The 23,905-nt window shown below is 39.6% G+C and carries 23 protein-coding genes and 1 tRNA gene; 17 read left to right on the forward strand and 7 right to left on the reverse strand.

Annotation, left to right across the window (positions count from 1 at the left end; all coding sequences use genetic code 11):
• Positions 1-129: 129 nt before the first annotated feature.
• From mdh to BW935_RS07630, 3 genes are all read left to right on the forward strand, one after another.
• Positions 130-1,068: a malate dehydrogenase gene (mdh, locus tag BW935_RS07620; RefSeq protein WP_076500179.1), complete on the forward strand. Its 939-nt coding sequence runs from the start codon at positions 130-132 to the stop codon at positions 1,066-1,068.
• A gap of 141 nt (positions 1,069-1,209) precedes the next feature.
• Positions 1,210-3,933, forward strand: coding sequence for a hypothetical protein (locus tag BW935_RS07625; RefSeq protein ID WP_139325517.1), 2,724 nt, complete (start codon positions 1,210-1,212; stop codon positions 3,931-3,933).
• Between the two features lie 42 nt (positions 3,934-3,975).
• Entirely contained in the window at positions 3,976-5,640 is a 1,665-nt protein-coding gene (locus BW935_RS07630; RefSeq protein WP_076500181.1) for a mechanosensitive ion channel family protein, read from the forward strand.
• 57 nt (positions 5,641-5,697) lie between these two features.
• On the opposite strand, the gene BW935_RS07635 is transcribed toward BW935_RS07630, so the two are convergent.
• The 4 genes from BW935_RS07635 to BW935_RS07650 form a co-directional block, all read right to left on the reverse strand.
• Entirely contained in the window at positions 5,698-6,225 is a 528-nt protein-coding gene (locus BW935_RS07635) for a transporter permease (protein WP_076500183.1), read from the reverse strand.
• 110 nt (positions 6,226-6,335) lie between these two features.
• The gene (locus tag BW935_RS07640; protein WP_076500186.1) at positions 6,336-6,887 is read right to left on the reverse strand and encodes a hypothetical protein; all 552 of its coding nucleotides are present in this window, start codon (positions 6,885-6,887) and stop codon (positions 6,336-6,338) included.
• A 46-nt stretch (positions 6,888-6,933) separates the two neighbouring features.
• On the reverse strand, positions 6,934-8,358 hold the full coding sequence (locus BW935_RS07645) for a site-specific DNA-methyltransferase (RefSeq protein WP_076500188.1): 1,425 nt from the start codon (positions 8,356-8,358) through the stop codon (positions 6,934-6,936).
• 183 nt (positions 8,359-8,541) lie between these two features.
• Positions 8,542-9,729: an ATP-binding protein gene (locus BW935_RS07650; RefSeq protein WP_076500191.1), complete on the reverse strand. Its 1,188-nt coding sequence runs from the start codon at positions 9,727-9,729 to the stop codon at positions 8,542-8,544.
• Between the two features lie 211 nt (positions 9,730-9,940).
• Between BW935_RS07650 and BW935_RS07655 the strand changes: the two genes are divergently transcribed.
• Positions 9,941-10,300 (forward strand): DUF2237 family protein, encoded by a 360-nt coding sequence (locus BW935_RS07655; RefSeq protein ID WP_076500193.1) that lies wholly within the window; start codon positions 9,941-9,943, stop codon positions 10,298-10,300.
• Positions 10,301-10,699: 399 nt separating this feature from the next.
• Here the strand turns inward: BW935_RS07655 and BW935_RS07660 are convergent.
• The 3 genes from BW935_RS07660 to BW935_RS07670 form a co-directional block, all read right to left on the reverse strand.
• Positions 10,700-10,781 (reverse strand) — tRNA-Leu (locus BW935_RS07660).
• Between the two features lie 69 nt (positions 10,782-10,850).
• On the reverse strand, positions 10,851-11,147 hold the full coding sequence (locus BW935_RS07665) for a putative quinol monooxygenase (RefSeq protein WP_076500196.1): 297 nt from the start codon (positions 11,145-11,147) through the stop codon (positions 10,851-10,853).
• A 1-nt stretch (position 11,148) separates the two neighbouring features.
• Positions 11,149-11,925, reverse strand: coding sequence for an SAM hydrolase/SAM-dependent halogenase family protein (locus BW935_RS07670; RefSeq protein WP_076500198.1), 777 nt, complete (start codon positions 11,923-11,925; stop codon positions 11,149-11,151).
• A gap of 103 nt (positions 11,926-12,028) precedes the next feature.
• On the opposite strand from BW935_RS07670, the gene BW935_RS07675 reads away from it, so the two are divergent.
• From BW935_RS07675 to BW935_RS07735, 13 genes are all read left to right on the forward strand, one after another.
• A complete protein-coding gene (locus BW935_RS07675) occupies positions 12,029-13,030 on the forward strand; it encodes a PhoH family protein (protein ID WP_076500200.1) in 1,002 nt (333 codons plus the stop codon).
• Entirely contained in the window at positions 12,987-13,424 is a 438-nt protein-coding gene (locus tag BW935_RS07680; RefSeq protein WP_076500202.1) for a GNAT family N-acetyltransferase, read from the forward strand. The genes BW935_RS07675 and BW935_RS07680 overlap by 44 nt, the downstream gene beginning before the upstream one ends.
• A gap of 39 nt (positions 13,425-13,463) precedes the next feature.
• On the forward strand, positions 13,464-14,009 hold the full coding sequence (locus BW935_RS07685; RefSeq protein WP_076500204.1) for a DUF3575 domain-containing protein: 546 nt from the start codon (positions 13,464-13,466) through the stop codon (positions 14,007-14,009).
• Between the two features lie 92 nt (positions 14,010-14,101).
• On the forward strand, positions 14,102-16,051 hold the full coding sequence (locus tag BW935_RS07690; protein WP_076500206.1) for a ComEC/Rec2 family competence protein: 1,950 nt from the start codon (positions 14,102-14,104) through the stop codon (positions 16,049-16,051).
• Between the two features lie 82 nt (positions 16,052-16,133).
• Complete coding sequence (locus tag BW935_RS07695) at positions 16,134-16,910, forward strand: enoyl-CoA hydratase/isomerase family protein (RefSeq protein ID WP_076500208.1); 777 nt, start codon at positions 16,134-16,136, stop codon at positions 16,908-16,910.
• A complete protein-coding gene (locus tag BW935_RS07700; RefSeq protein WP_076500209.1) occupies positions 16,911-18,818 on the forward strand; it encodes a RecQ family ATP-dependent DNA helicase in 1,908 nt (635 codons plus the stop codon).
• Positions 18,818-19,405 carry a hypothetical protein gene (locus tag BW935_RS07705; RefSeq protein ID WP_076500211.1) on the forward strand — a complete coding sequence of 196 codons (588 nt, stop codon included), beginning with the start codon at positions 18,818-18,820 and terminating at the stop codon, positions 19,403-19,405. Before BW935_RS07700 ends, BW935_RS07705 begins: the two co-directional genes overlap by 1 nt.
• 6 nt (positions 19,406-19,411) lie before the next feature.
• Positions 19,412-19,963 (forward strand): NUDIX hydrolase, encoded by a 552-nt coding sequence (locus BW935_RS07710; protein ID WP_076500213.1) that lies wholly within the window; start codon positions 19,412-19,414, stop codon positions 19,961-19,963.
• Positions 19,964-19,968: 5 nt separating this feature from the next.
• Positions 19,969-20,409, forward strand: a complete 441-nt coding sequence (locus BW935_RS07715) for an acyl-CoA thioesterase (RefSeq protein WP_076500215.1) — start codon at positions 19,969-19,971, stop codon at positions 20,407-20,409.
• A gap of 78 nt (positions 20,410-20,487) precedes the next feature.
• Positions 20,488-21,159: a tetratricopeptide repeat protein gene (locus tag BW935_RS07720; RefSeq protein WP_076500217.1), complete on the forward strand. Its 672-nt coding sequence runs from the start codon at positions 20,488-20,490 to the stop codon at positions 21,157-21,159.
• A complete protein-coding gene (locus BW935_RS07725) occupies positions 21,159-22,124 on the forward strand; it encodes an L-threonylcarbamoyladenylate synthase (protein ID WP_076500219.1) in 966 nt (321 codons plus the stop codon). The genes BW935_RS07720 and BW935_RS07725 overlap by 1 nt, the downstream gene beginning before the upstream one ends.
• A gap of 37 nt (positions 22,125-22,161) precedes the next feature.
• Complete coding sequence (locus tag BW935_RS07730) at positions 22,162-23,361, forward strand: phosphoglycerate kinase (RefSeq protein WP_076500221.1); 1,200 nt, start codon at positions 22,162-22,164, stop codon at positions 23,359-23,361.
• 163 nt (positions 23,362-23,524) lie between these two features.
• Positions 23,525-23,884, forward strand: a complete 360-nt coding sequence (locus BW935_RS07735; protein ID WP_076500223.1) for a hypothetical protein — start codon at positions 23,525-23,527, stop codon at positions 23,882-23,884.
• Positions 23,885-23,905: the final 21 nt, after the last annotated feature.

Below are 23,905 nucleotides of genomic sequence, written 5' to 3' on the forward strand. Positions count from 1 at the left end.
CCGATTAGCAAAACATTTTTTTCATTTTTGAAGTATTCCAAGCAGTGGCTTTATAAAATGTGCTTTGTTTAATAACTTAGCGACACTTTTGAGAAAAATCATTTAAACTTAAATACAAACATATAAATCATGGCAAAAGTAACCGTAGTTGGAGCTGGGAATGTAGGAGCAACCTGTGCTGATGTATTGGCATACAGAGAGATTGCTGAAGAGATCGTATTGGTAGATATCAAAGAAGGCGTGGCCGAAGGCAAAGCCCTAGATATCTGGCAAAAAGCTCCAATCAATCAATATGATAGCAGAACTGTAGGAAGCACCAATGACTACTCAAAGACCGCTAATTCTGATGTAGTAGTGATCACATCAGGTCTTCCAAGAAAACCAGGGATGACTAGAGATGATTTGATCGAAACCAACGCAGGTATCGTAAAGTCTGTGACTGAAAATGTGATCAAACATTCTCCAGATGCAATCATCATCGTGGTATCCAATCCACTAGATGTAATGACTTACCAAGCTCACATTACATCAAAATTGCCAAGAACCAAAGTAATGGGAATGGCTGGAATCTTAGATACTGCTAGATATAGAGCATTTATCGCCGAGGAATTGAATATTTCTCCAAAGGAAATCCAAGCAATTCTAATGGGTGGACATGGTGATACTATGGTGCCACTTCCAAGATATACTACTGTAGCCGGTATTCCAGTGACAGAATTGATCGACAAAGATACCCTAGATGCAATCATCGAAAGAACGAAGTTCGGTGGTGGTGAATTGGTGAAGTTGATGGGAACTTCAGCGTGGTATGCACCTGGTTCTGCAGCTGCACAAATGGTAGAAGCGATCTTAAAGAACCAAAAAAGAGTATTCCCAGTATGTATCAAGCTAGATGGTGAGTACGGAATCGATGACTGCTACTTAGGTGTACCAGTGATTTTGGGCAAAAATGGCATCGAAAAAGTGATCGAACTAGATCTAAATGAAGAAGAAAAAGCACTCCTAGAAGTGTCTAGAGGCCACGTGAAAGAAGTAATGACTGTGTTGGACAAAATCACCAACAAATAAGAACACTTTGAGAAACCTAAAAATCCCGACAAACCATCGGGATTTTTAGGTTTCTAATTTTTTGAATTAGCTTCACAAGAATAATTAGTATTTTGAATTCGTTTCCTAAAAGTACTCTCAGAACCTTTCACCCAAATAAGCGTGCAGATTGTCAAAAAAGCCCTGATCTTTTTACTTGTAATTTCCCTTGCAGTGGCAGGATACTTCTTTTATAATAGTAGTTATTGGAAAGGAAGAATAAATGCACTAGAACTAGTAGCTGCAGATGCAATTTTTGTATTTGAGACCAAGGAACCCGTGATGGCTTGGAATCAATTGGTGACTCAGCCAGTTTGGGAAAGGATTTCTGAATTACCATCTGTAAAGCAAGCTGAATCACAGCTTTTAGGCTTAGATAGCCTTGTAGGTAGATCTGGTAATTTGGATCGCTCGCTCAAAGGAAACCAGATGGTAGTTTCTCTTCACAGTGTTGGTAAGGAGGAATTTGACTTTTTGTTTACGCTTTCTTTTGCGTCCAAGGCTGACCGTTCTTTTATACAGTCCCTAGAAGATAATCTTCCAGAATTGTCTCAAATCAACACAAGGAATTACAGTCAAATCCCTATCTACGAGTTTCAAAGTGTCAATCTGGAACGTAATCTGAGTTATGCCAAGATCAATAATGTATTGGTGGCAAGTTATTCTTCTTTTTTGGTAGAAGAAGCGATTCGATTACATCAGAATTCAAGTGTGCCAAATTTCAAGACAGCACATCCTGAGTTATTGAAATCATTGGAATCTCCTCAGGGCTTAGGGGTGTTTAGGTTGACTAGTGAAGGCCTTTCAAAATTACTAACAGGTATTAGTCGAAATGAGCAACTCGATTTGGTTCGTCAGTTTGCAGTCAATCAGATGTCTGGGAATTTTGAGTTGAAATTTGCAGAAGGGAAGTTTCATTTGGAAGGAAAAACTTTTTTCAAAAAGGATGCAAGACCTGATTTCTCCAAAGGAACAGGAGATTTTAAAGTTTCTGCAAACCTGATTCCGAATAGAACCTCAGCTTTGTTTCGATATAATTTCAGGACTCCCGCCCAATTTGGAGAGCTAAAGAATCTGAATTTTCAGGCAAAGAGCACTTATAGAGGAGAAATTGAAAAGAAACTCATTGAGCAAGATTTCTTGAGGAAGTTAACAGGGAATGCTTTTCTAATCATGATGGAAACCCCAGCGAATCAACCACAAGATAAAGTGTTGTTATTAAAGACGGCAGAGGTAGATGCGCAGCTTGACTTATTGAAGACATTTGTGCTTTCAACAGAAAATGTAGGCAACGAGAGTTTGCCAACGGATTTTTATCAAGATCAGGAGATTTTTGTGATCAGTACAGAGGAGTTTCCAGCGCACTTGATGGATGGGAAGTTTATAGGTTTTGAGGATACCTACATCACAAGTTTGGGAGAGTATTTGGTTTTTGCGAACAGTAGTAAATCTATAAAAGTGTTTTTGGATGATTATAAGGCGGACAATACTTGGGGGAAAAGCCTTCAACAAAAACGATTTGTTGAGAGCTTGGATACAGACTCAGGATTTAGTTTTGTCTTGAATATACCGAGAGTTTGGAATGCGCTGCTAGATGTAAGTTCTCCAAATTGGAAGGTGTTTTTTGAAAAGTATGGGCCTCAGTTAAGGACTTTTGACCTTCTTGGCCTTAGTGTACGAGATGCTGATCGGGATTTGCAAGCAAAGATTGACTTATTGTACGCCATGGGTCCCATCAAGGCTGTACAAGGGATCACTTTGACTGAGAATAGAAGCATCAATTTTAGTTATTTATTGACCTACGGACCCAAAAGTATTGAGAATTTCAATGATGGCAGTACAGAATTTGTGGTGCAAGATGAGCTCAATCAGTTTCATTTAATTACAGGAGAAGGTGAGTTGGTATTCACACTTCCATTAGAGTCGCCCATCATATCAGATATTTATCAAATCGATTATTTCAAAAATGGCAAACTCCAGATACTCTTTGCTACCGAGAATAGGTTGTATTTGGTAGACCGACTTGGTAATATGGTCAATGGCTATCCTTTAGAGGTGCCAGGCAGGAAGCTGACCCATTTAAATGTGGTTGATTATGACAATACTAGAGACTATAGATTTTTTATAGCCACGGATCAAGCCGAGCTTTTTCTTTTCAATAAGTCTGGCGATGCTTTAGAGGCTTGGGATCCCAAAACTGTCAGTGCAAACCTTGCTGTGAAGCCTGCTCATAGAAGAGTCGCAGGGGTTGGGGATCAAATGCTCGCGCTTACAAGGAGAGGTGATTTGTATTTCTTCAATAGGAGAGGAGAAGTGATGCTGGATTCGCCAGTTAATCTAGGAGCAGCAGTTAGTTCAGATTACATTGTTTTAGAACGAGGAAATGCGGTTTCCAGTAGGATTGTGACAGTCACAGAGGATGGTGAGGTGATCAGTGTCAATTTCCAAGGAGAGATAGCCTATCGTAATCAGTTGCCTAGACCAGATATAGAAAGTAAGTTTTACCTGATTAGAGATCAGAAAGAAGACAACTACGTCTTTGCAGTCCATGAATTTAATAAGGTGACGATTATGGATGCGGCGTATAAACCACTTTTTTCTTATAACCTAATAGCCGAGGAAGTTGAGTTGCAGCTTTTTTCTTTCGGCTTAGAGAGACAGATTTTGGTGCTTATTGACAAGACCCAAGAGTTTACCTATTTATTTGATCTTTCGGGGCAAATGCTCAATACGCTTCCGATCAGTACAAAGACTCCTTTAGATATCAAATATTCAAGTAGTCAAAATGAATATAGGATTTTTGCCTCGTCGGGGAATTCTCTGTTAGAATACAGGTTGCCGCTCTAGAATTTCTATCTTTGCAGGCTGAAATCCAATAATTCTATTCCAATGAAATTTAGATTCCTGCTTTTATTCTCGTTTTTATTTGTCCAGTCGATATTAGCTCAAGTGATTTTGGACGAGAATCAAATTCCCATTGACCCTGAGCAGTACCATAGCTTGACTTCTCCCTATGCTACTACGCTTACTTTTTTCTATAATCTCAGAGAGGATAATTTTGAACCAGAAGAGGCTGCCAAAACGCTGAGACTTTCTGATCAGTCTGAAGTGGAAGCCAAAAAACTAGTAGTCAAGTTGAAGCAGATATTTGATGGCAATGGCGTCTATGTCAAAATCAACGAGATCCCAAATGACCCGAACTACATCGATTCACTGCATAATAATCAGGCGAGATATTTCTTTGATACCAAAAGATTGCCAGGGGTTTATTTGGAGAAAGTAGGCAATGACTGGAAATTCAGTGCATTCACCGTATCTCAGATCAATGAGCTGCATCAAGATACTTACCCCTATGGAACAGATAAATTGCTAAATGTTTTACCAAAACTGGGAAATGAGGTGTACCTAGGCCTTTATTTTTGGCAATTGGCAGGATTGTTTATATTGATTTTGCTATTATTTATCTCGCATAAAGTCATTACAATTATACTAGATAAGGGCCTACTTTATGCGCTGGAGCGATTTGGTTATGGATATATAGGAGAAAAGTACCTGCTTCCAGTAGCGAAAGTGATTAGTATTTTTGTAATCGTGCAGCTTTCTTCACTATTCATCCGAGTTTTACAACTTCCGATTGAGACAGTGTCTTGGATTCTATTGTTATTGAATGCTGCTAAGCCATTTATTATTACGATAGTATTTTACAAAATCGTCGACATTGTTGCGATGTACTTTGCGAAGTTGGCGGAGAAAACAGAGTCGACCTTAGATGATCAATTGGTGCCTTTGCTGAGAAAAACGCTTAAAGCATTTGTGGTCATCGTCGGTACCTTGTACATTCTCAAAGAAGGACTTCAAGTTGATATCGTTCCCTTTTTGACTGGTCTTTCGATAGGTGGTTTGGCTTTTGCTTTGGCAGCTCAGGATACGATCAAAAACTTCTTTGGTTCTATAATGATATTTATTGATAAGCCTTTTCAAGTTGGGGACTGGATTACCTCAGGAGATGTAGATGGGACGGTGGAGGAAGTTGGGTTTCGATCTACTAGGGTACGGACTTTCAGAAATTCTGTGATGTATATTCCTAATGGGAAAATAGCAGATGCCACCATTGATAATCATGGCTTGAGGCAATACAGGAGGTTCTTTACTACTTTGACGATCACCTATGACACACCTCCGCATTTGATACAGGCTTTCGTAGATGGTTTGAGAAAGATAGTTGAATCACATCCTGATACGCGGAAGGATTATTACAATATCTACTTCAATAACCTTTCTTCCTATAGCCAAGATGTGATGTTTTATGTGTTTTTTGAGGTGCCTAACTGGACTGAGGAGTTGAGAGCGCGTCATGAACTGTTGATTTCGATTATCACGCTAGCCAATCAGCTTGGAGTACGATTCGCCTTCCCTACACAGACTTTGCATATGGAAAGCTTCCCTGAAAAGAAAACATTGGTCCCAGAGTATCATCATGATGCAAAAGCCTATCAGGCGAAATTGCAGGATTTTGTATCCAAGGAGTTGAACAAGAAGCAAGATTTGAATTGATTAAAATCACTGAACTTTGTAAGCGAATAGAAGCCTCTAACATTCATGGAGGCTTTTTTATTGACCTAAAATCAAGGCATAAATCATCACAGCAACAAAGGCTAATACTGGCCCCAAGACAATCATCAAGAGGCCTCCGCTTCTAAAACTTTTTTGTTCGATCATGCCTGTTGAGAAAGCAATGGCATTGGATGGGGTAGAAACTGGCAGTAGCAATGCGCAGGAGCAACTCAAAGCTACGATCAAAGGCACTGTAAAACCCCAAATACCAGGAAGTGCAAGTCCTAAGGGGACTAGAATTGAGGATGCAGCTGTATTGCTCATGATGTTGGAAATCAGAACTGCAATGATAAAAATCCCTACAGCAAAGGGAGGAATGGCTTCAGTTACCCACAAGCCAATGGCTAAAACCGAAAGAAAAAACACATAGTTGATGTCATCTGCGTATCCGAGTTCCCGGAAAAAATAACCAATCAGTAAGGCTAAAAGAAAATTACCCGTGAAAGTAGATGTATTGAAAATCCAGCCGAGTTTTAGTTTCCGGTATAGTCGGATAGCTGCTTGTCTTGAATCATTGTAGGCCATTCAAACTGTCATTGGTAAAGTTTAAAGATAAATAATCCCTGAGAGAACATAGGGCATGTTTTGAAAAGTTATAGTAAACTTTTGATTTTGTCATTTAATAAAAGCGCTATCTAACAAAATAGCTCTAAAAAAGCTTCAAAATCTTTGTTTAGCAATCCCCACCTGAACTCATGGTTTGGGGTCAAGTAGTCATAGCCTTTGAAAGTGTTTTTTTTAACTACTGGTCTTTTTGCTATTTGTGCCCCTAAGGTCCAGCCGTAGAATCCGATTTCTTGGAGCTTCTGATCAATCCAGCCAATGACTACATAATCCTTTTGGTTAGGCTTTTGCTCTTGTGGATAGCCATAAGTCCAGCGATCATTGGGTGGATTTGTTGTGCTTTTTAGCGCTACTTTGATGTCAATCACTTTGCCTGAAATCAAGAAATCATAATCATCGGTATTTCTTTCTAGAAAAGAGCGCTCGTCTTTTTGATATGTTACCCCGCGCTGATCCAACCAATGCGCAAATGCCAATTCTCCAAGGCAACCCCAAAGCGCTTTTTCAACGCGCTGTTTGCTATTCAAGCTAAACCTCGAATAAAGCCCATTTTTGACCATACCATTGGCCAATTCCAAAGCCGTGGCTTTGGCCTCGTTGTAGTTAAAGTCTCGTACTATCATGTCTAAAAAAGTTTATATTGATGATAAATGAAGATAATGCTATCTCTTACTTCAATTCGTAATAAATAAAGCCAGCATCATTAACCTTTCCTTTGAGTAATTGGCTTACATTAGTCACCCTCTTGTGGGTGATTTCAGAGATTTTGCGATATCCTGCTGCATAGGCAGGGCTATTCTTTTTGATTTCTTCTGGCAGTTGTACGCATATGTATTTTCTATTGCCTCCATCTTTTTCATTCATTTCCAAGATAGCTTGTGCCGTGGCACCTGAGCCTGCAAAGAAGTCCATAAATACACCATTTGGATCATCAGAAAACCCGAACAGGTATTTGATCAAACTTGGGGGCTTAGGGAAATCAAACACTTTGGCTCCGAGTAGCTCAGTTAAAGATTTGCTCGCTGATTCGTTGGTTTCTACTCCGACTTTTGTGTTGATCAAGTTGGGCGGTACTTCTTCATCATAAGCTGTCTTTTCATAAGAGGGGCTGAGTTTGATGGTGGGGATATGTATGGTCGTTCCCTTTTGGATTTCAGTGTCTAGCTTGGGTTGTGTCCATTTGAATTTACCCCTAAGTATGACCTCCTTGACGAAGACGCCATTATGTACTTCGGTATCCTCAAGGAGTTCTAGCGTGTATTTGTCTGTTTGGTAAGTGCCTTTTGGTATCACCCTGTCTGGGATTTTAGTTTTTACCAGATTTTTAGGGAAAATTAATGTGTTGATTGCATTGCTCTGGTTGAGCAGTCCATTGCTACTAGGGCTGGTTTTTTTGATTCCCTTGAATTTTATCTTGTCTTTTACTTTCTGATAGCACAGGACATACTCTAAGACTTTCTTGCTTTTCCTTGAAAGATTGGCGGGGGTTTCGGTCTTTGCCCAAGAGAAGATGTCAATGAAGTTCTCCTCTCCATAGATTTCATCAAGTAGTAGCTTCAGATTAGCAAGTTCATTTTCATCTATGCTGACAAAAATGACCCCATCATCTCGGAGAAATTCTCTACTCAAAATCAATCTGGGGTAGATCATTGATAGCCAATTGCCATGTAAAGTATCGAATGGATTATTGACCTTTTTGTTTTTTTGAGCAGCAAACTTATCCGCATAGACAAAGCTCTCTGATCCAGTATTATAAGGAGGGTCTATATAGATGGCTTTTATGCTTTTGGAATAATGTTCTAGAAGCAATTTAAGGGCGTCTAAGTTATCGCCTTCAATGAAAATATTCTTGGATATGTCAGCATCAATTGATTTTTCAGCATTTAAAAGATATTTAAATTCAGATCGGGTGTATGCCTGTTTTTTGGAGTTTTCTTTTCCCGTCCAATGTAATCCTGATTTTTCTCGGTTTTTGGTCTCTAAAATCTGTTTTAACTTTTTCAGATCTATTTCATTATTTAAAAATACCTCAGGATGATATTTTCTAATGATTTCCATAAGGCTTTCCATATTTTCAAAAGTAAACTGGATCATTTTGATGCTTAAGTATTTTTAGAAATGAGCAATTTGAAAATGTAGTTTAAAATTGCGGGAAATGAAATAGTATGTTTTTTTAAGTAGGAAACAATTAAGATGATATCTCGGTATTTTTTTGCTAAAGCCTGAATCCTAATAGCAACTAGATAATATGCGTAAAGGAACTAGGCTTTAGCTAATTTATAAATTTTGTATCATCTTCAAAAAGGCAATCAAACCAATTACTTCCGTATCGCCCTTTATTGGAAACTGATCGGTGCCAGAGTATACTACAAATTTCTTTTTAGCTTTTATATCTTCAGCAGCTGTGTGAAAGCCTGAACTGATACTTGGAGCAAGTGATTTTTTGATTTCTATTGCCCATACCGCATCTTCCGGCCCTTCCAATACCAGATCAATTTCATTTTTATTGCTTGAGCGATAGTAGGATGCTTTCCAAGTAGATGGGAGCTGATTGAGGATGTTTTCTATCACAAAACCTTCCCAGCTTGAACCGACGACAGGATTTCCAAGAAGTTGATCGAAGTTCGAAATATTCAGCAAACTATGCAGCAGCCCCGAGTCACGGATATAGACTTTAGGAGATTTGACCAATCTCTTTTTTGTATTTCCTGACCATGGCTGGAGTTGACGAACCATAAAAAAATCTTGCAGTGTATCAAGATATGTTCTGATGGTAGTGTGACTCACTTCAAGACTTTTTCCTATTTCGCTTAGCACGGCTTGCTGACCATGATAATGTGCCAGCATTGTCCAAAACCGCTTCATTCTTGCGGCAGGGACTTGTGGACCAAATAGTGGGATGTCTTTTTCTACATAAGTAGTAATAAAGTCATAGCGCCAATCCCAGCTGTTACTGTCACTTTCAGCCAAATAGCTATCAGGGAAACCTCCTCTAAACCATAATTTTTCAAAATTGAACCCCAAAGAATCATCTTGATACAATTCCCAAGCGGTGAAAGGAGTGAGTTCTAAATACCTGATTCTACCAGCCAAAGTTTCTGAGGATTGCTGTAGGAGATCTTTTGATGCAGAACCAATCAGAAGGAAATGCCCTACTTTCTCGCCAGCTCTTTTGCGAATATCAATTAATCCTCGTAGTGTCTTAAATAACTCTGGTTTTCTTTGAACTTCATCGATAATCAAAAGCTGATTTTCAAATCGTCTTAAATAGCTTTCAGCGTCATCCAGTTTGGCCAAGTCAGAATCTAGTTCTAGATCTAAATAATGAATCGGCTTGTCAATTGACTCACGTGAAAGCTCCAGCGCCAAAGTAGTTTTCCCGACTTGCCTTGGCCCAAGAATCACAGCAACTGGCATAGATATTAAGGCATGTTTTAGCTTGTTTTCAAGATCTCTCTTTTTCATTTTGGCTTTCAATTTGCATCAAAAATAAATAAATAATATGCAAATTGAAAGTTAGACTTTCAATTTGCATAAATTATTGCTTATAATTATGTAATTTGAAAGTAATTTGATTTTAGGATTATGGGTTTTTATTATTGAAATATAGACTTTATTATAAAAATCAATCAGTAAGACTTTCAGTTATATTAGTGTGCAATTAAAAATTTGAATGATGGCAAAGAATGTATTTGGTGAAGAGTTGATGATTTGTAGTACAGAGCCATTGACGGGGTATTACAGAAATGGCTGCTGTGAAACTGGCGAAGATGATTTGGGGACACATACAGTCTGTGCAGTGATGACTGATGAATTTCTGCGCTTCAGTTATAATAGAGGGAATGATTTGATTACACCAAGACCAGAATATTCCTTCCAAGGATTGAAAGCTGGAGATAAGTGGTGTCTTTGTGCATCAAGATGGATAGAAGCTTACAAAGCAGGTTGCGCCCCAAAAGTGATACTCGAAGCCTCTAATGAAAAGACCCTTCAATATATTTCTTTGGAGGAGCTAGTGGGTTTTGCGTATGTTTAGCGCTGTCTGGATAAATAAAGGAAAATTTTATTTAAAAAAGCATCTCAAAATTCAATATGAATTTGGCATTTATTCATTTCGTATTTCTAGGGAAAACCTTCAATAGGAATGTGGCTTTAACCTAATCTATAGAGATGTGGTTATGATTGTCAAGGATAATTCAATAGGAATGCGGCTTCAGCCCATTCAATAATAGGAATTCATAGACAAGCACAGGCTTTAGCCGAAAAATCCGCAAAGACCTACCAAAAAATCAAAAACTCCCCTTCAAAATTGCTTTTGAAGGGGTTTGTTGTACCCAGGGCCGGAGTTCCCGATAGTCATCGGGATAAACTTCTCCTCTGGCCTATGTCATAAAAAAAGCTCCAACTTGTGAAAGAAGGAGCTTTTTGCTTTAAGTACCCAGGGCCGGAGTCGAACCGGCACGCCCGAGGGCATTGGTGTTTGAGACCAACGCGTCTACCAATTCCGCCACCTGGGCAGGTGAACTAACCGTTCCTTGCTGAACGGGATGCAAATATGATTACTATTTTTTTTCTGTGCAAGCCACTCAAGGGAGTTCAACCATTTTTTTTGCACTAAAAGCACTCGGTTTCTCTGCAAAAAGAGGCTTTGTTACAGCCCATACGGACTTAAATAATTCAGAATCACGATATTGATTTAAGGCGGCCTCATCGTCCCAAAAGCTATATGTCATGAAAATATTTTTAAAATTTTCATCTTGCCACAATTCCAAATGATGACAGCCAGGGAAATTGCGTATCTTTTCTTTGTTTGCATGAAAGTTTTCTAGAAATTCTTCCACTTTATCTTCCTGAAAAGTCATTCTTACAACTCTTGTCAGCATTTTATTCAGCAGTTTCAAAATTGATGTAAATAGGCGTATCCAGTCTTAGACCTAGTAATTCAGATCCATTGCCATGATTGATTCCAATTTCAAGTAATTCCAGACTATTGAAGAAGGCAAAGCAATCTCCTGCTTCTACATTGTCATAGGACTTATTGATACGGGTCAGGACTTCCCTGCTAAACTCTATGGTGAATTTGCCTGGATTGAGTTTTTCGAATACCTCTTTGGTGATGTTGGTGATCAAATTACCGTAATTGTCTACCCTCACCACATGTCCTACGATTTGTTTTTTGGTGGCTTTGAATTGTCGCGACATCATTTTTTTCATCTGCATCAGTGGTCCTCCGAAGTCATGAATGGCTGCTCCTGAAGCTACTTTGGCTGCTATTGGGGCAAGGACATCTTTGGCTGGGAAGGTGCTATCCTTGAGATGGATATCTGCAAACTGTACAATGATGCCAGGATCATAATCTGCCAAAAGGCTCAAAACTCCATTGTTGGGGCCGATGAAAATATGTTCTTCTAGTTTTATTCCAATGAATCCATCAGTCATATTGCTCGTACCATTGATGGCCACTAAGTGTACAGTGCCTTTGGGGAAATCCCTGAAAACTGATCTCAGGATAAACCCTGCATGAGCAATGTCATAGGTATTGATTTGATGCGATATATCTACAATATTCAGTTGCGGGTTGATAGATAACATTTTCGCCTTCACTGCAGGTACATAATAGTCCCCTTCCCCAAAATCTGAAATGAATGTTACCAGTGCCATATAAGCAAGTCTATTAAAATTTTATATTTTTGTAGTAGGTGTGAACAAAAATAGGGATTTTATCCTTACACCTTAAACAAACTCTAAAATCAAATTCAATAGATTGGTAGAAAAAGTAATTACTTTAGAAAATATCTTACTGCTGGACTTTTTGGGCTCTGGAAATGAGAATATACGCCAGATTGCAGCCGCATTCCCGCAAAGTAAAATTGTATCCCGAGGAAATGAAATAAGGATTCAAGGTCGTGCACCAGAGATCCTCAGGATCAATGATGTCATCAATATGCTATTGCAGCATTTCAATAGGTTTGGTCATATTACCCCCGATCATGTCAAAGAATATATTTCCTTGGAGGGTGTTCCCTTTGAGGAAAATCAAAAAAATGACGTTATCGTCTATGGAAACAAAGGACTTGTAGTAAAGCCTAAATCTCCTAATCAGAGAAAATTGGTGGAGGCCTGCTTCAAAAATGACTTAGTCTTTGCTTTGGGGCCTGCGGGAACAGGGAAAACATACATTGCTGTAGCTTTGGCGGTGCGTGCGCTTAAAAACAGAGAGGTGAAAAGAATTATAATTACCAGACCTGCTGTAGAGGCTGGAGAGAATTTAGGTTTTCTTCCTGGAGATCTGCAAGAAAAACTAGACCCCTACTTGAGACCAATCTATGACGCTCTCAGCGATATGGTTCCTTCAGAGAAGTTGAAGTTTTATCAAGAAACTAGAGTGATTGAAATTGCTCCGCTTGCATATATGAGAGGTCGGACTTTGCATGATGCCTTTGTGCTTTTGGACGAGGCACAGAACACCACCAGTGAGCAAATCAAAATGTTTCTTACGAGGATGGGACCCAACTCAAAAGTGATCATCACAGGCGATCAATCACAAGTAGATTTACCCAAAAGACAGAAATCTGGCCTTTCGGAGTCACTCAAAGTATTGAAAGATGTAAAAGGTATAGGCGTGGTCAATTTGAGTGGGAAGGATGTCATCAGGCATAAATTGGTCAAGTCCATCATAGAAGCCTACGAAAAATCAGAAGCAGAGAAAAAGCAAGAAAGAGATGAATATATCCGTAGAAAAGGTAAAGACGAAGGAACAGCTTGATACGATTTTCAAAATCAGAGAAATCGTCTTTGTCATTGAGCAGGAAGTTGATCCAGCAGAAGAATATGATGAATTTGAAGCGAGTTCTACACATTTCTTGGCTACAGTCGAAGGTGAACCTGCGGGCACAGCCAGATGGAGATTTACCAAAAACGGCGTCAAACTTGAGCGCTTTGCGGTATTGAAAGAAATGCGAGGTAAAGGCGTAGGTCAAGCCTTGGTTCAGGCAGTTATAGATGATATTGCTGAATCTGAACAAGCTAAAGATAAGTTGCTTTACATGCACGCCCAACTACCAGCCATGTCACTTTATGCAAAGTTTGGGTTTGAAAAAGTTGGCGAGATGTTTGAAGAGTGTAATATTATGCATTATCAAATGGAAAGATATTTGTAGTTTTGAATCGTTTTCGCACAATAAATAAATTTTAAGATCATGAAAAAATTATTACTAGCAGCTTTTGCGCTTTCTTTTTTTGCTTCCACATCTTTTGCACAGGAAGAAAGAGCACACAGTATTGGTGAAGTGAAATTGAACTTCTTAAATACAATTCTTCTTGGTTCGATAGAATTGGGTTATGAACATTTTCTTGGTAAAGATCAATCTATTGCCGTAGAAGCGCATTTCAATGATAGGTTTGCTTACATCTCAACTCCTGATGGAAGAGATTTCAACGCTACATCACTTCAGGTTTCTTACAATTTTTACTTTGATAGTGAAACTGACGGCCAGGTATATATATTCCCTTATTTCAAATATAGATTTGGAGATTTCTCAGAATCAGTAGATCAATCTCAACCGCTCATCACGAGTATGAATAGTGCGATTCTAGGTCTGGGCGCAGGATATAAGTGGGTATTCAATGATCAATTTGCCATGGGACCATACGTTTCGATAGCTAGGGGATTCAGTGAAGAGGTAAATGATCGTTTCTCAGCGATTGAATTCAAGGCAGGATTCTCTATTGGCTATCGGTTCTAAGAATCAAATTAGTCGACTAAAAATACATGATAGGGAGCTTCAGGCTCCCTTTTTTTATTTTATTGCTTAATTTAAAGCAAAGCTTTAGTCGGATGATTTTTAGTGAGTTTCCTTTTTTACGGTACACCCTTTTTTTGATTTTAGGGATATTACTCTACCAAGTTTTGGGGAGTCAATACTTCATATTGTCTGTTGTCTTGTTGACTTCTTTCTATTTTTTATATGCTGTTTTAGTGATCTGGAATAGATTGAAAAAGCAGTATGGCTACCAAATATTGATCCCGCTTATTGCTTACATTCAATTGATTTTGCTAGGGTATGTGGTTACTTATTTGAAGGATTTTAAAAACGACCCCGATCACTTGATCCATCAAAAACAAGAAATCAAAGGTTATATAGCGGTTGTACTTGGAAATGATGAAGTCAAACCAAATTCAATTGCCAATAGACTTCGGATGATTGAGCTCATTGATGAAAGTTTGAATCCAATCGCTGTTACAGGAGAGGTTTTGATTTATCATCGATTAGAGCATGGCTTGAAATCAGGCGATTTGGTTTTTGTGGCGGGGGAACCTGAGTTGCTAACTCCCCCAACCAATCCAGCTGAATTTCATTATCAAAGATTCATGCAAAGGCAGCAGCTTGCACATAGGCATTTTATCGGAGAAAAGGTTTTCAAAATTGGTTACCGCAGTTCACAACCAATAGAAGATTTCTTCTTGAAGATTAGGTCTGCAATCATTTCCAATATAGATGCTAAATTTCAAGATAATCAAGCCAAACAAGTCGCTCAAGCACTTTTGCTCGGGCAAAAGAAGAATTTGGAAAAGGAAGTAAGCGAAGCTTATGTGACAGCAGGAGCCATGCATGTGCTTGCAGTGTCGGGATTGCATGTTGGGATCATTTATGGATTCTTTTTCCTTTTTTTCAAACCATACCGAATGAAACAGGGAGCGAGGATTGTCTATCTCAGTATCATCATTCTTATCATCTGGGCTTATGCAATGTTGACCGGAATGTCACCTTCAGTGATGCGGGCAGCGACCATGTTTTCTCTGATGGCACTGGCTCAGATGAAATCTAGAAGCCCCTCTGTTTTCAATGCGATTGCACTATCAGCATTACTTTTGCTGATTTTTGATCCTTTTTTAATTTATTCAGTGGGTTTCCAGCTGTCCTACCTGGCATTGTTTGGAATTATTTTGATTCAGCCCATTTTGGTTTCTATTTGGATACCAAAGTGGAGGGTAGTGGAATATATTTGGCAAATCAGCATGGTGGGATTAGCGGCTCAGTTGATGACATTTCCCATTTCGACTTATTATTTTCACGTCTTTCCTACTTATTTTCTAATCTCCAATCTGGTGGCAATTCCTGGCGCATTCTTGATCATGTCTGTCGGTATTCCGATGATGTTATGTTTTCAGGTTCCGATTTTAGGACAATCACTTGCTTGGATGACAGAGCAACTCATCTCTTTTGTCAATTTTCTGATTTTTGGAATTCAATCCATTCCTTATTCGAGAATAGCTCATATTAACCTCAGCTCGGAATTCATGATCTTTTATTGGTTTATCCTCGCTTTAGTAATTTCCCTCTTTATCAATCGTAAAAAATGGATGCTTTATGCTGGGTTCACTACTCTTTTAATTTTTGGAGGCTTTCAAGTGATTCGTGCTTTTGTGAAAAATGAAAAGGCCTTGACCATTTACGCAGTAAGTGACGGAATTGCTTTGGATTTTGATCATAGTTTTTACTTAGATTTTGGTGTGCCGGAGTCTGAATTATCCTTTAAAGTTTTCCCGAATAGATCTGCAAATCTGAGGAGAGCAGAACCTTTGCCAATACTTTTGAGGGGAGATTCTTTGATAATCCCGCTTCCAGAATTAAAGCAGCCGCTGTACTTTTATCATGGGGAATGGATGAATCAATCCGAATTCACAATGTATCAATATGCTTGGAATGGAGATGCTTGGCAGGAAATCAACGATGAAGCAATGCAACCTAAAATCTCAACTGCTAGGAAATTGGTATTTAAATAGGCCTTACTTTGCACAAGCCAAAGTTCTGCTCTATATTTCCAATAAGTGTATTTTGACATAAACCCGAAAGAATTTAGATACCATGAATCAACCCATCCATCAAATTGTCAAAGAAAGGGTAGGATACTTAATCCTCAATCGACCGGATAAGCGAAATGCTCTCAATGCAGATATGGTCACAGCAATGAAAGCTGTATTGACAGATCTTGAGAATAATCCTGAAGTAAAAGTGATTGTGATCAAAGCGGAAGGGAAGGTGTTTTGTTCTGGTGCTGACCTCGCTTCTTTGCAACAACTTCAAAGCAATACTTTTGAGGAGAATCTCCAGGACAGTAGACATCTCAAAGAGTTGTTTTATCAGATTTATACCTCTCCAAAAGTGATCATCGCTCAAGTTCAAGGGCATGCTTTAGCGGGGGGGTGTGGACTGGCTACTGTATGTGATTTTGCATTTGCCGCGTCTGAAGCTAAGTTTGGTTATACAGAAGTGAAAATCGGTTTTGTTCCGGCTATAGTTAAGGTCTTTTTGATCAGAAAAATTGGAGAGGGGAAAGCCAAGCAGCTTTTGTTGGATGCTGACTTGATTACGTCAGAAGTGGCAAAGGCATTTGGGTTGATCAACTGGGTGGTGGTAGCAGAAGACTTGGAAGATCAAGTTTTTGCCTATGCGCAGAAGCTAGCCAATCAAAATTCAGGAATAGCCATGGGGCTTACCAAAGAGATGATCGGCCGTGTACAGGAAAAGTCCCTAGAAGATGGCTTAGAATACGCTGCAAGTATGAATGCCAAAGCACGTGGGTCTGCTGATTGCAAAAAAGGAATTGCTGCATTTTTGAACAAAGAGCCATTGAGCTGGTAGATGAAAACTCAAGCGATACAGACACTTCAGAAGTTTTTTGGTTATCAGGATTTTCGTCCTGCACAGCTGGATATTGTCTTGACTGCAATGGCTGGAAAAGACTGTGTTGCATTGTTGCCTACAGGTGGAGGGAAATCTATTTGTTTTCAAGTGCCTGCTTTGGCACAAGAGGGAGTATGTCTAGTGGTTAGCCCCTTAGTTGCACTCATGAAAGATCAAGTGGATAATCTGCGCAAAAGAGGCGTATTGGCAGCGGCTGTTTATTCTGGTATGAGTAAGCGTGAGATTGATACCACACTGGATAATTGTGTCTATGGGAATTATAAGTTCCTATATGTATCTCCGGAAAGGTTGAAGACAGAGATTTTCATTGAGCGATTCAAGCGCATGAATGTATGCTTGATCGCTGTCGATGAAGCACATTGTATCTCGCAATGGGGCTATGATTTCAGACCTCCCTATCTGGAAATCGCAAATATCAGAGCTTATCATCCTGAGGTTCCCTGTTTGGCACTCACAGCCTCAGCTACCCTCAAAGTAAAGCAAGATATCATCGATAAACTGGAATTGAAGGATCCAGCGGTTTATGTGAGGTCTTTTTCGAGGAAAAACCTGAGCTATGCTGTTCGGATGGTGGAAAATAAAATAGAGAAGGCCGTCGAAATATTGAATAGAATACCTGGGTCTGCCATCATTTACACTAGAAATAGAAAGGGGACAAAACAAATCGCTCAGGAATTACACAGATTAGGCTACTCAGCTACTTTTTATCATGCAGGACTAGATGTCGCTACGAGAGAACTCAGGCAACAAGAGTGGAAAAAAAACCACATACGCATCATGGTCGCTACCAATGCTTTTGGGATGGGGATTGACAAACCTGATGTCAGGCTGGTGATCCACCTTGATCTTCCAGAGAATTTGGAAAACTACTACCAAGAGGCAGGAAGAGCAGGGAGAGATGAGTTGAAAGCCTATGGGGTTTTGTTGACCAATGAGCAAGATATGGAAACATTGATTCAAAGAGCAGAGATTGCTTATCCTCCTCTTGATTTTCTCAAAAGAGTCTATCAATCCCTAGCCAACCAATATAGAATAGCAGTAGGCAGTAGCTTGTTTGTCAGCTATGATTTTGATCTAGGAGATTTTTGTAATACTTATCAGTTGGATTTGCTGATGACTTACAATGCTTTGAAGGTTTTGCAGGAAGAGGGTTTTATTGAGCTAAATGAAAGTTTCTTTGCTCCTTCTAGCATTCATTTTTTGGTGGATCAATCCAAATTGTATGAATTTCAGATAGCCAATGCCAAACTTGATCCTTTGATCAAAGCTTTGCTTAGGACTTATGGAGGGGAGCTATTTGTGGAATACATCAAGATTCAGGAGGCGAAATTAGCGAAGCAGCTTCAGCTTCCAGAATCAGATTTGGTCAGACAGCTTGAGCTTCTTGATCAATTCAATGTTTTGGCTTATAACAAACGTAAGGATAGTCCACAGGTCACTTTTCTGACGCCACGCTATGATGCTGGTAAATTACCATTGAACACCAAAAGAATTGCCGAGCGTAGAGATAATGCAAAGTCCAAAGCAGCTTCAATGATTGCTTATATTGAAAATTCGCAACTTTGCCGAGCCAATCAGATTTCTACATATTTTGGAGAAGAAACGGATCATTTTTGTGGTATTTGTGATGTCTGTGTAGAGCGTCGTAAGACTACATCAGATAGAGATGATCAGCTCAAATCTAAGATTATCCAAACTTTAAAGGATGGAAAAGAGTTTTCTATACAATCACTACCACATGTTGGGCTCAAAGATGATCAAGAGACGGTGGACTTACTCAGGAATTTGGAAGATGAGGGGAGGATCGTGTCAGAGCCCAATGGAATATACAAATTGAAAGAATAATGGCTTCATTTATAGATGATTTGCTGGGGAAATTGTTTCCCAAAAAAAGCACTTCGATCAAGCATAAGGAGAATTTTACCCAGACGGAAGAGGCAATCGCTGATGTCACAGCTTGGGCTCAATCTACTGAGGGAAAGAATTTACTCAACTTGGTGAAGAAAAATTACCACTTCAAAACATCTGGCATGAATGCGAGCCCAGAGGTTCATATACTCAAATCTCCATATGCCAATGGTTTTGCAGTGAGCTTCGATAGGCCATTTGATGCGAAAAGTTTTTCAAAACTTTTCTTTGCTTTTGGCCAACGAATGTTAGATTTGGGATATCAAAAAATCAGTTTAGACCGCAAATTCGAGGAAATCAATGAAGCGGTGAAAACGACTGAGAAGCAATATTTCAAGCCTCCTTTGAGCAATGCTGATTTCAATGAAAAAATAGATCAGCTTTTTGGAAATGTGAGTATAGAAAAAATCAGTGTCAACGATCAACCCAGCTATTTGAAAGTTCTCGTAATGGTCTATTCGGATTCCTTGTACAAGGATGCGAGGCCTTTTGAGGACTTTATGGACGATTTATTTGAAAATTAATATCCAATGGATAGAACATTACTGAGACAAAGTCTCGAGAAATACAGAACGCCCTTTGAAGAGGAGTCAGCTTTTGCACCAGAGTTCATCGCATTGACTTTTGAGGAGGATGCTTTTCTTCGCTCTAGGTTGAGCGGACATTTTACTGCCTCTGCATGGGTAGTCAATAAAAGAAGGACACATACCTTGCTCACCCTTCATCGAAAACTCAACCGTTGGCTTCAATTGGGAGGTCATGCTGATGGTGAAGAGAATCTTCTGGAAGTAGCTATGAAGGAAGCGCAAGAAGAAAGCGGTTTAACTTCTCTGAGGTTTGTGGGGAATGGGATTTTTGATATTGATAAGCATATTATTCCTCAAAAAGGTGACGTCCCAGAGCACTATCATTATGATGTGCGATACCTGATAGAAGCAGAGCTCAACGAGCCCTTGACCTTGAGTAATGAGAGTATGGATTTGGCTTGGGTGCCATTTGACACAGTCGAAGATGTAGTGGGGTACAATCCATCGATTTTGAGGATGTTAGAAAAAACAAGTAGGTCAGAATACGTAATTTAAAATAGATGCACATAACTAATTTTGAGGAGGTTAAGGCCTCCTTTGCTTTTTCTGAACCTATACAGATCCGTTTTTCGGACATTGATGGATACCTTCATGTCAATAATGGTATTTATTTCAATTACTTTGAGCATGCCAGAGCGATGTATCTCTATAAGGCTTGCAATTGGGATATCATGACCATCGGCACTGTAGTGGCCAATGTAAATATTGATTATAAGCGACCCATACATTTTGGAGATCAGGTAGAGGCCTTTGTGCGCTGTGTCAAAGTGGGCAATTCATCATTTGTATTAGAGCAGGTGATAGGAGGGACTACCCTTCAGGGTGAGCAGGTCATCTTTGCAACGGCACATACGACTATGGTAGCTGTAGACATGAAGACCATGAAGCCAGTACCTGTACCAGAAGACTATGTTTCAAAGTTGAAAAATGCGACTGCCTAGCAGGATAATTCCTTATCTTTGCCAAAAAATCTAAAAGACGTGAAGCATTTATTGATAGGATTGTTAATTCTGACCGTTATGGGAGCATGTGGTGCAAGTGAGCAGGAGTTGTTTGATCAGGGTGTCGCCCAATTGGAAGCTAGTGAGTATAGCAAAGCCATTGGTTATTTTGATAGGGTGATTGAGAAAAATGAGTCCAATACCTCAGCCCATAATGCAAAGGGAGTTGCATATTTTCAACAAGGGAAATTTGATGAAGCTATAGTCGCTTTTACTACATCGATCAGATTAGACTCTAGCTCTTACAAGCCATTTTTTAACAGGGGCAACGCCTACTTGGAGAAAAAAGCATACAAAGAAGCGATTAGAGATTATAATTTCGCCAACGGCCTAGATCCCCAGCAATTGGATATTTATTACAATCGTGGCCTGGCACTTTTGGCATTAGAAGAATATGAAGATGCCATCATGGATTTTGATATATCCCTACAAGCCAATCCAAACCAAGCTTTGGTGCAATTCAATAGAGGAAAAGCACAGCTTGGAAACAATGATCCGCTGGGTGGAATGGAGTCTTTGATCAATGCGATCAATTTGGATAGCAATAATGGACCAGCATACTACTTGTTGGGTGTGACGCAAATGAGTGCCTTGGGTCAGAAAGAAGAAGGATGTGCCAATCTGAAAATGGCCCTAAGCCTTGGATACGAAGAAGCTCAAACCTGGGTAGATGACTTTTGTCAAGACTAATGGCTGAGATTGGGAAAGATATCATCAAAGCCAAAGCAATTTTAGATGCAGGCGAACTGGTGGGGATTCCTACAGAGACAGTCTATGGCCTGGCGGGCAATGCCCTACAATCAGATGCAGTAGCCAAAATCTTTGAAACCAAAAATAGGCCGAGCTTTGATCCATTGATTCTTCATACTTCTAGTTTGGATAAGGTCTATGATTTCGTGTTAGATGTTCCCGAAGTTCTCAGGGAGCTAGCAGATGCTTTTTGGCCTGGTCCATTGACTTTATTGTTGCCAAGAAAGTCAAACGTACCTGATTTGGTGACGAGTGGGTTGGAGACTGTAGCCGTACGGATTCCTTCTCATCCATTGACTAGGTCCTTGTTGACTTCTTTAGACTATCCACTTGCTGCCCCTAGCGCCAATCCCTTTGGCTACATCAGCCCAACCCAAGCATCACATGTCAATGATCAATTGGGAAAGAAAATACAATACATCTTGGATGGGGGGCTTTGTGAAGTAGGTTTGGAAAGTACCATTGTTGGCTTAGAGGAGGGTGAGGTGACTGTATTTAGATTGGGAGGGTTAGATTTGGCTCTGATCGAGCATATCGTAGGCCCAGTACAAGTCATGTCCCATTCATCTAGCAACCCTAAAGCTCCAGGCTTATTGAAAAGTCACTATGCGCCAAGCAAACCTTTTATTCTTGGAGATATAGAGGAGTTGGTTGAGCGCTATCAGCAGAAAGGACTAGATTTTGCGATCATGACTTTCCAGCAAGATCTCTCCCAAGTAGCGGAAAGAAATAAAATTATCCTCAGCCCAAGAGGAGATATGAAAGAAGCTGCTAAAAATCTATTCTCAGCCATGCGAATTTTGGATAGCATGGATGTTTCCGTAATTTTATCAGAGCTTATGCCCAACGAAGGATTGGGTAAAGCCATCAATGACCGACTCAAAAGAGCTTCGGTACAAGCATAGAACTCAAAATCTAAAAAACCTTATAAAACCATTAATCATGAACAAAAGAATAAAAAGCGTAGATAACCTAGATTTTTCAGGAAAAAGAGCCTTAATCAGAGTGGATTTCAATGTGCCTTTGGATGAACATCAAAATGTATCAGATGCAACGAGGATCTCAGCAGCTATACCTACCATTCAAAAGATCCTAAAGGACGGTGGATCTGTAATTTTGATGTCGCACTTGGGTAGACCTAAAGATGGTCCAACAGATAAGTATTCTCTTCGCCACGTAATTTCTGAATTACAAAAACTGTCTGGAACTTCTGTGAAATTTGCTCCAGACTGTATTGGGCAGGAAGCACAGCAGCTCGCTGCAGGTTTGAAGCCAGGTGAGATTTTATTGTTAGAGAACCTTAGGTTTTATAAAGAAGAAGAAAAAGGAGACGAGGATTTTGCTAAAAAGCTAGCTTCCCTGGGTGATGTATATGTCAATGACGCATTTGGAACGGCTCATAGAGCCCATGCTTCAACTGCGGTGATTGCCAAGTTTTTTGATACCAAAGTAAGTGGGTATTTGTTGAAGTCAGAATTGGAAAATGCGGATAAAGTGATGGAAGAGCCGCAAAGACCCTATACTGCCATCATGGGTGGAGCGAAGATCTCTGACAAAATTTTGATCATTGAGAGGCTTTTGGATAAAGTGGACAACCTAATCATCGGAGGAGGTATGTCTTACACTTTTGCCAAGGCACAGGGAGGGCAAATTGGTGATTCCTTATGTGAAGCCGATAAGTTAGATTATGTATTGGAACTGATGAATAAGGCCAAATCCAAAGGAGTGAATTTAATTCTTCCAGTGGACACAGTTACTTCTAAAGCTTTTGCTAATGATGCTGAGCAGGGACTGGCTGTGAGCGGTGAGATTCCTGATGGTTGGATGGGCTTGGATATCGGGCCTGAGACCAGAAAGCAGTTTGCAGAAGTTGTCAAAAATTCCAAAACCATTCTTTGGAATGGGCCAATGGGTGTATTTGAGATGAGCAGCTTTGTGCACGGTACTGTAGCTATTGCAGAGGCAGTTGCCGAGGCTACTCAAAATGGCGCTTTCTCTTTGATCGGTGGTGGGGATTCTGCCGCAGCTGTAAATAAGTTTGGCTTTACTGATAAAGTATCCTATGTTTCTACAGGTGGAGGCGCCTTATTGGAGCACATGGAGGGAAAGGTGTTACCTGGCGTGGCAGCACTAGAGCCATAATATAAAAAGCAAAATCAAATCAAGAAGTAGCAATAATAGAATACAAAACACCGTCTAGAGAGATCACTAGGCGGTGTTTTATGTTTTATAGGCTAAGAAAATTCAAATTCTAATTGATTTTCAAGGCAATTTTCTAATTTTGAAAGAGTTAAGTAAGGGGAAAATGAAAAGAGTAATAATTTTTGCATTATGGGTTTTGTTCGTGAGTGCTTGTACCGAGTTTGAAAGCTTGGATGGGCCATGCACTGTTTTTTTGAAAGAGACCGATGAATTTGGGAATCAGCTTTCGTATGTAATAGATCAAGACGTAAGGAGAAATAAGAAAACTGGGGTTTTTACTTATAGGGAGTTGCTGGAAGATGGCAGGACTAGACTTTGGTCTATTATGAGAGAGGCCGAACCAGATGATGAGGGTGTCTATCGGTATTTTTCAAAAAGTCAGGAAGGTGGTGTCAAGGAAGTTGATTTTGTACAATGTGGAGATGTATTTTATTTACTTCCGGAGGAAGATGATGAAGATTGAATCTGAGATATTGACCTAAAG

The organism is Belliella pelovolcani, assembly GCF_900156785.1.
GTDB lineage: Bacteria > Bacteroidota > Bacteroidia > Cytophagales > Cyclobacteriaceae > Belliella > Belliella pelovolcani.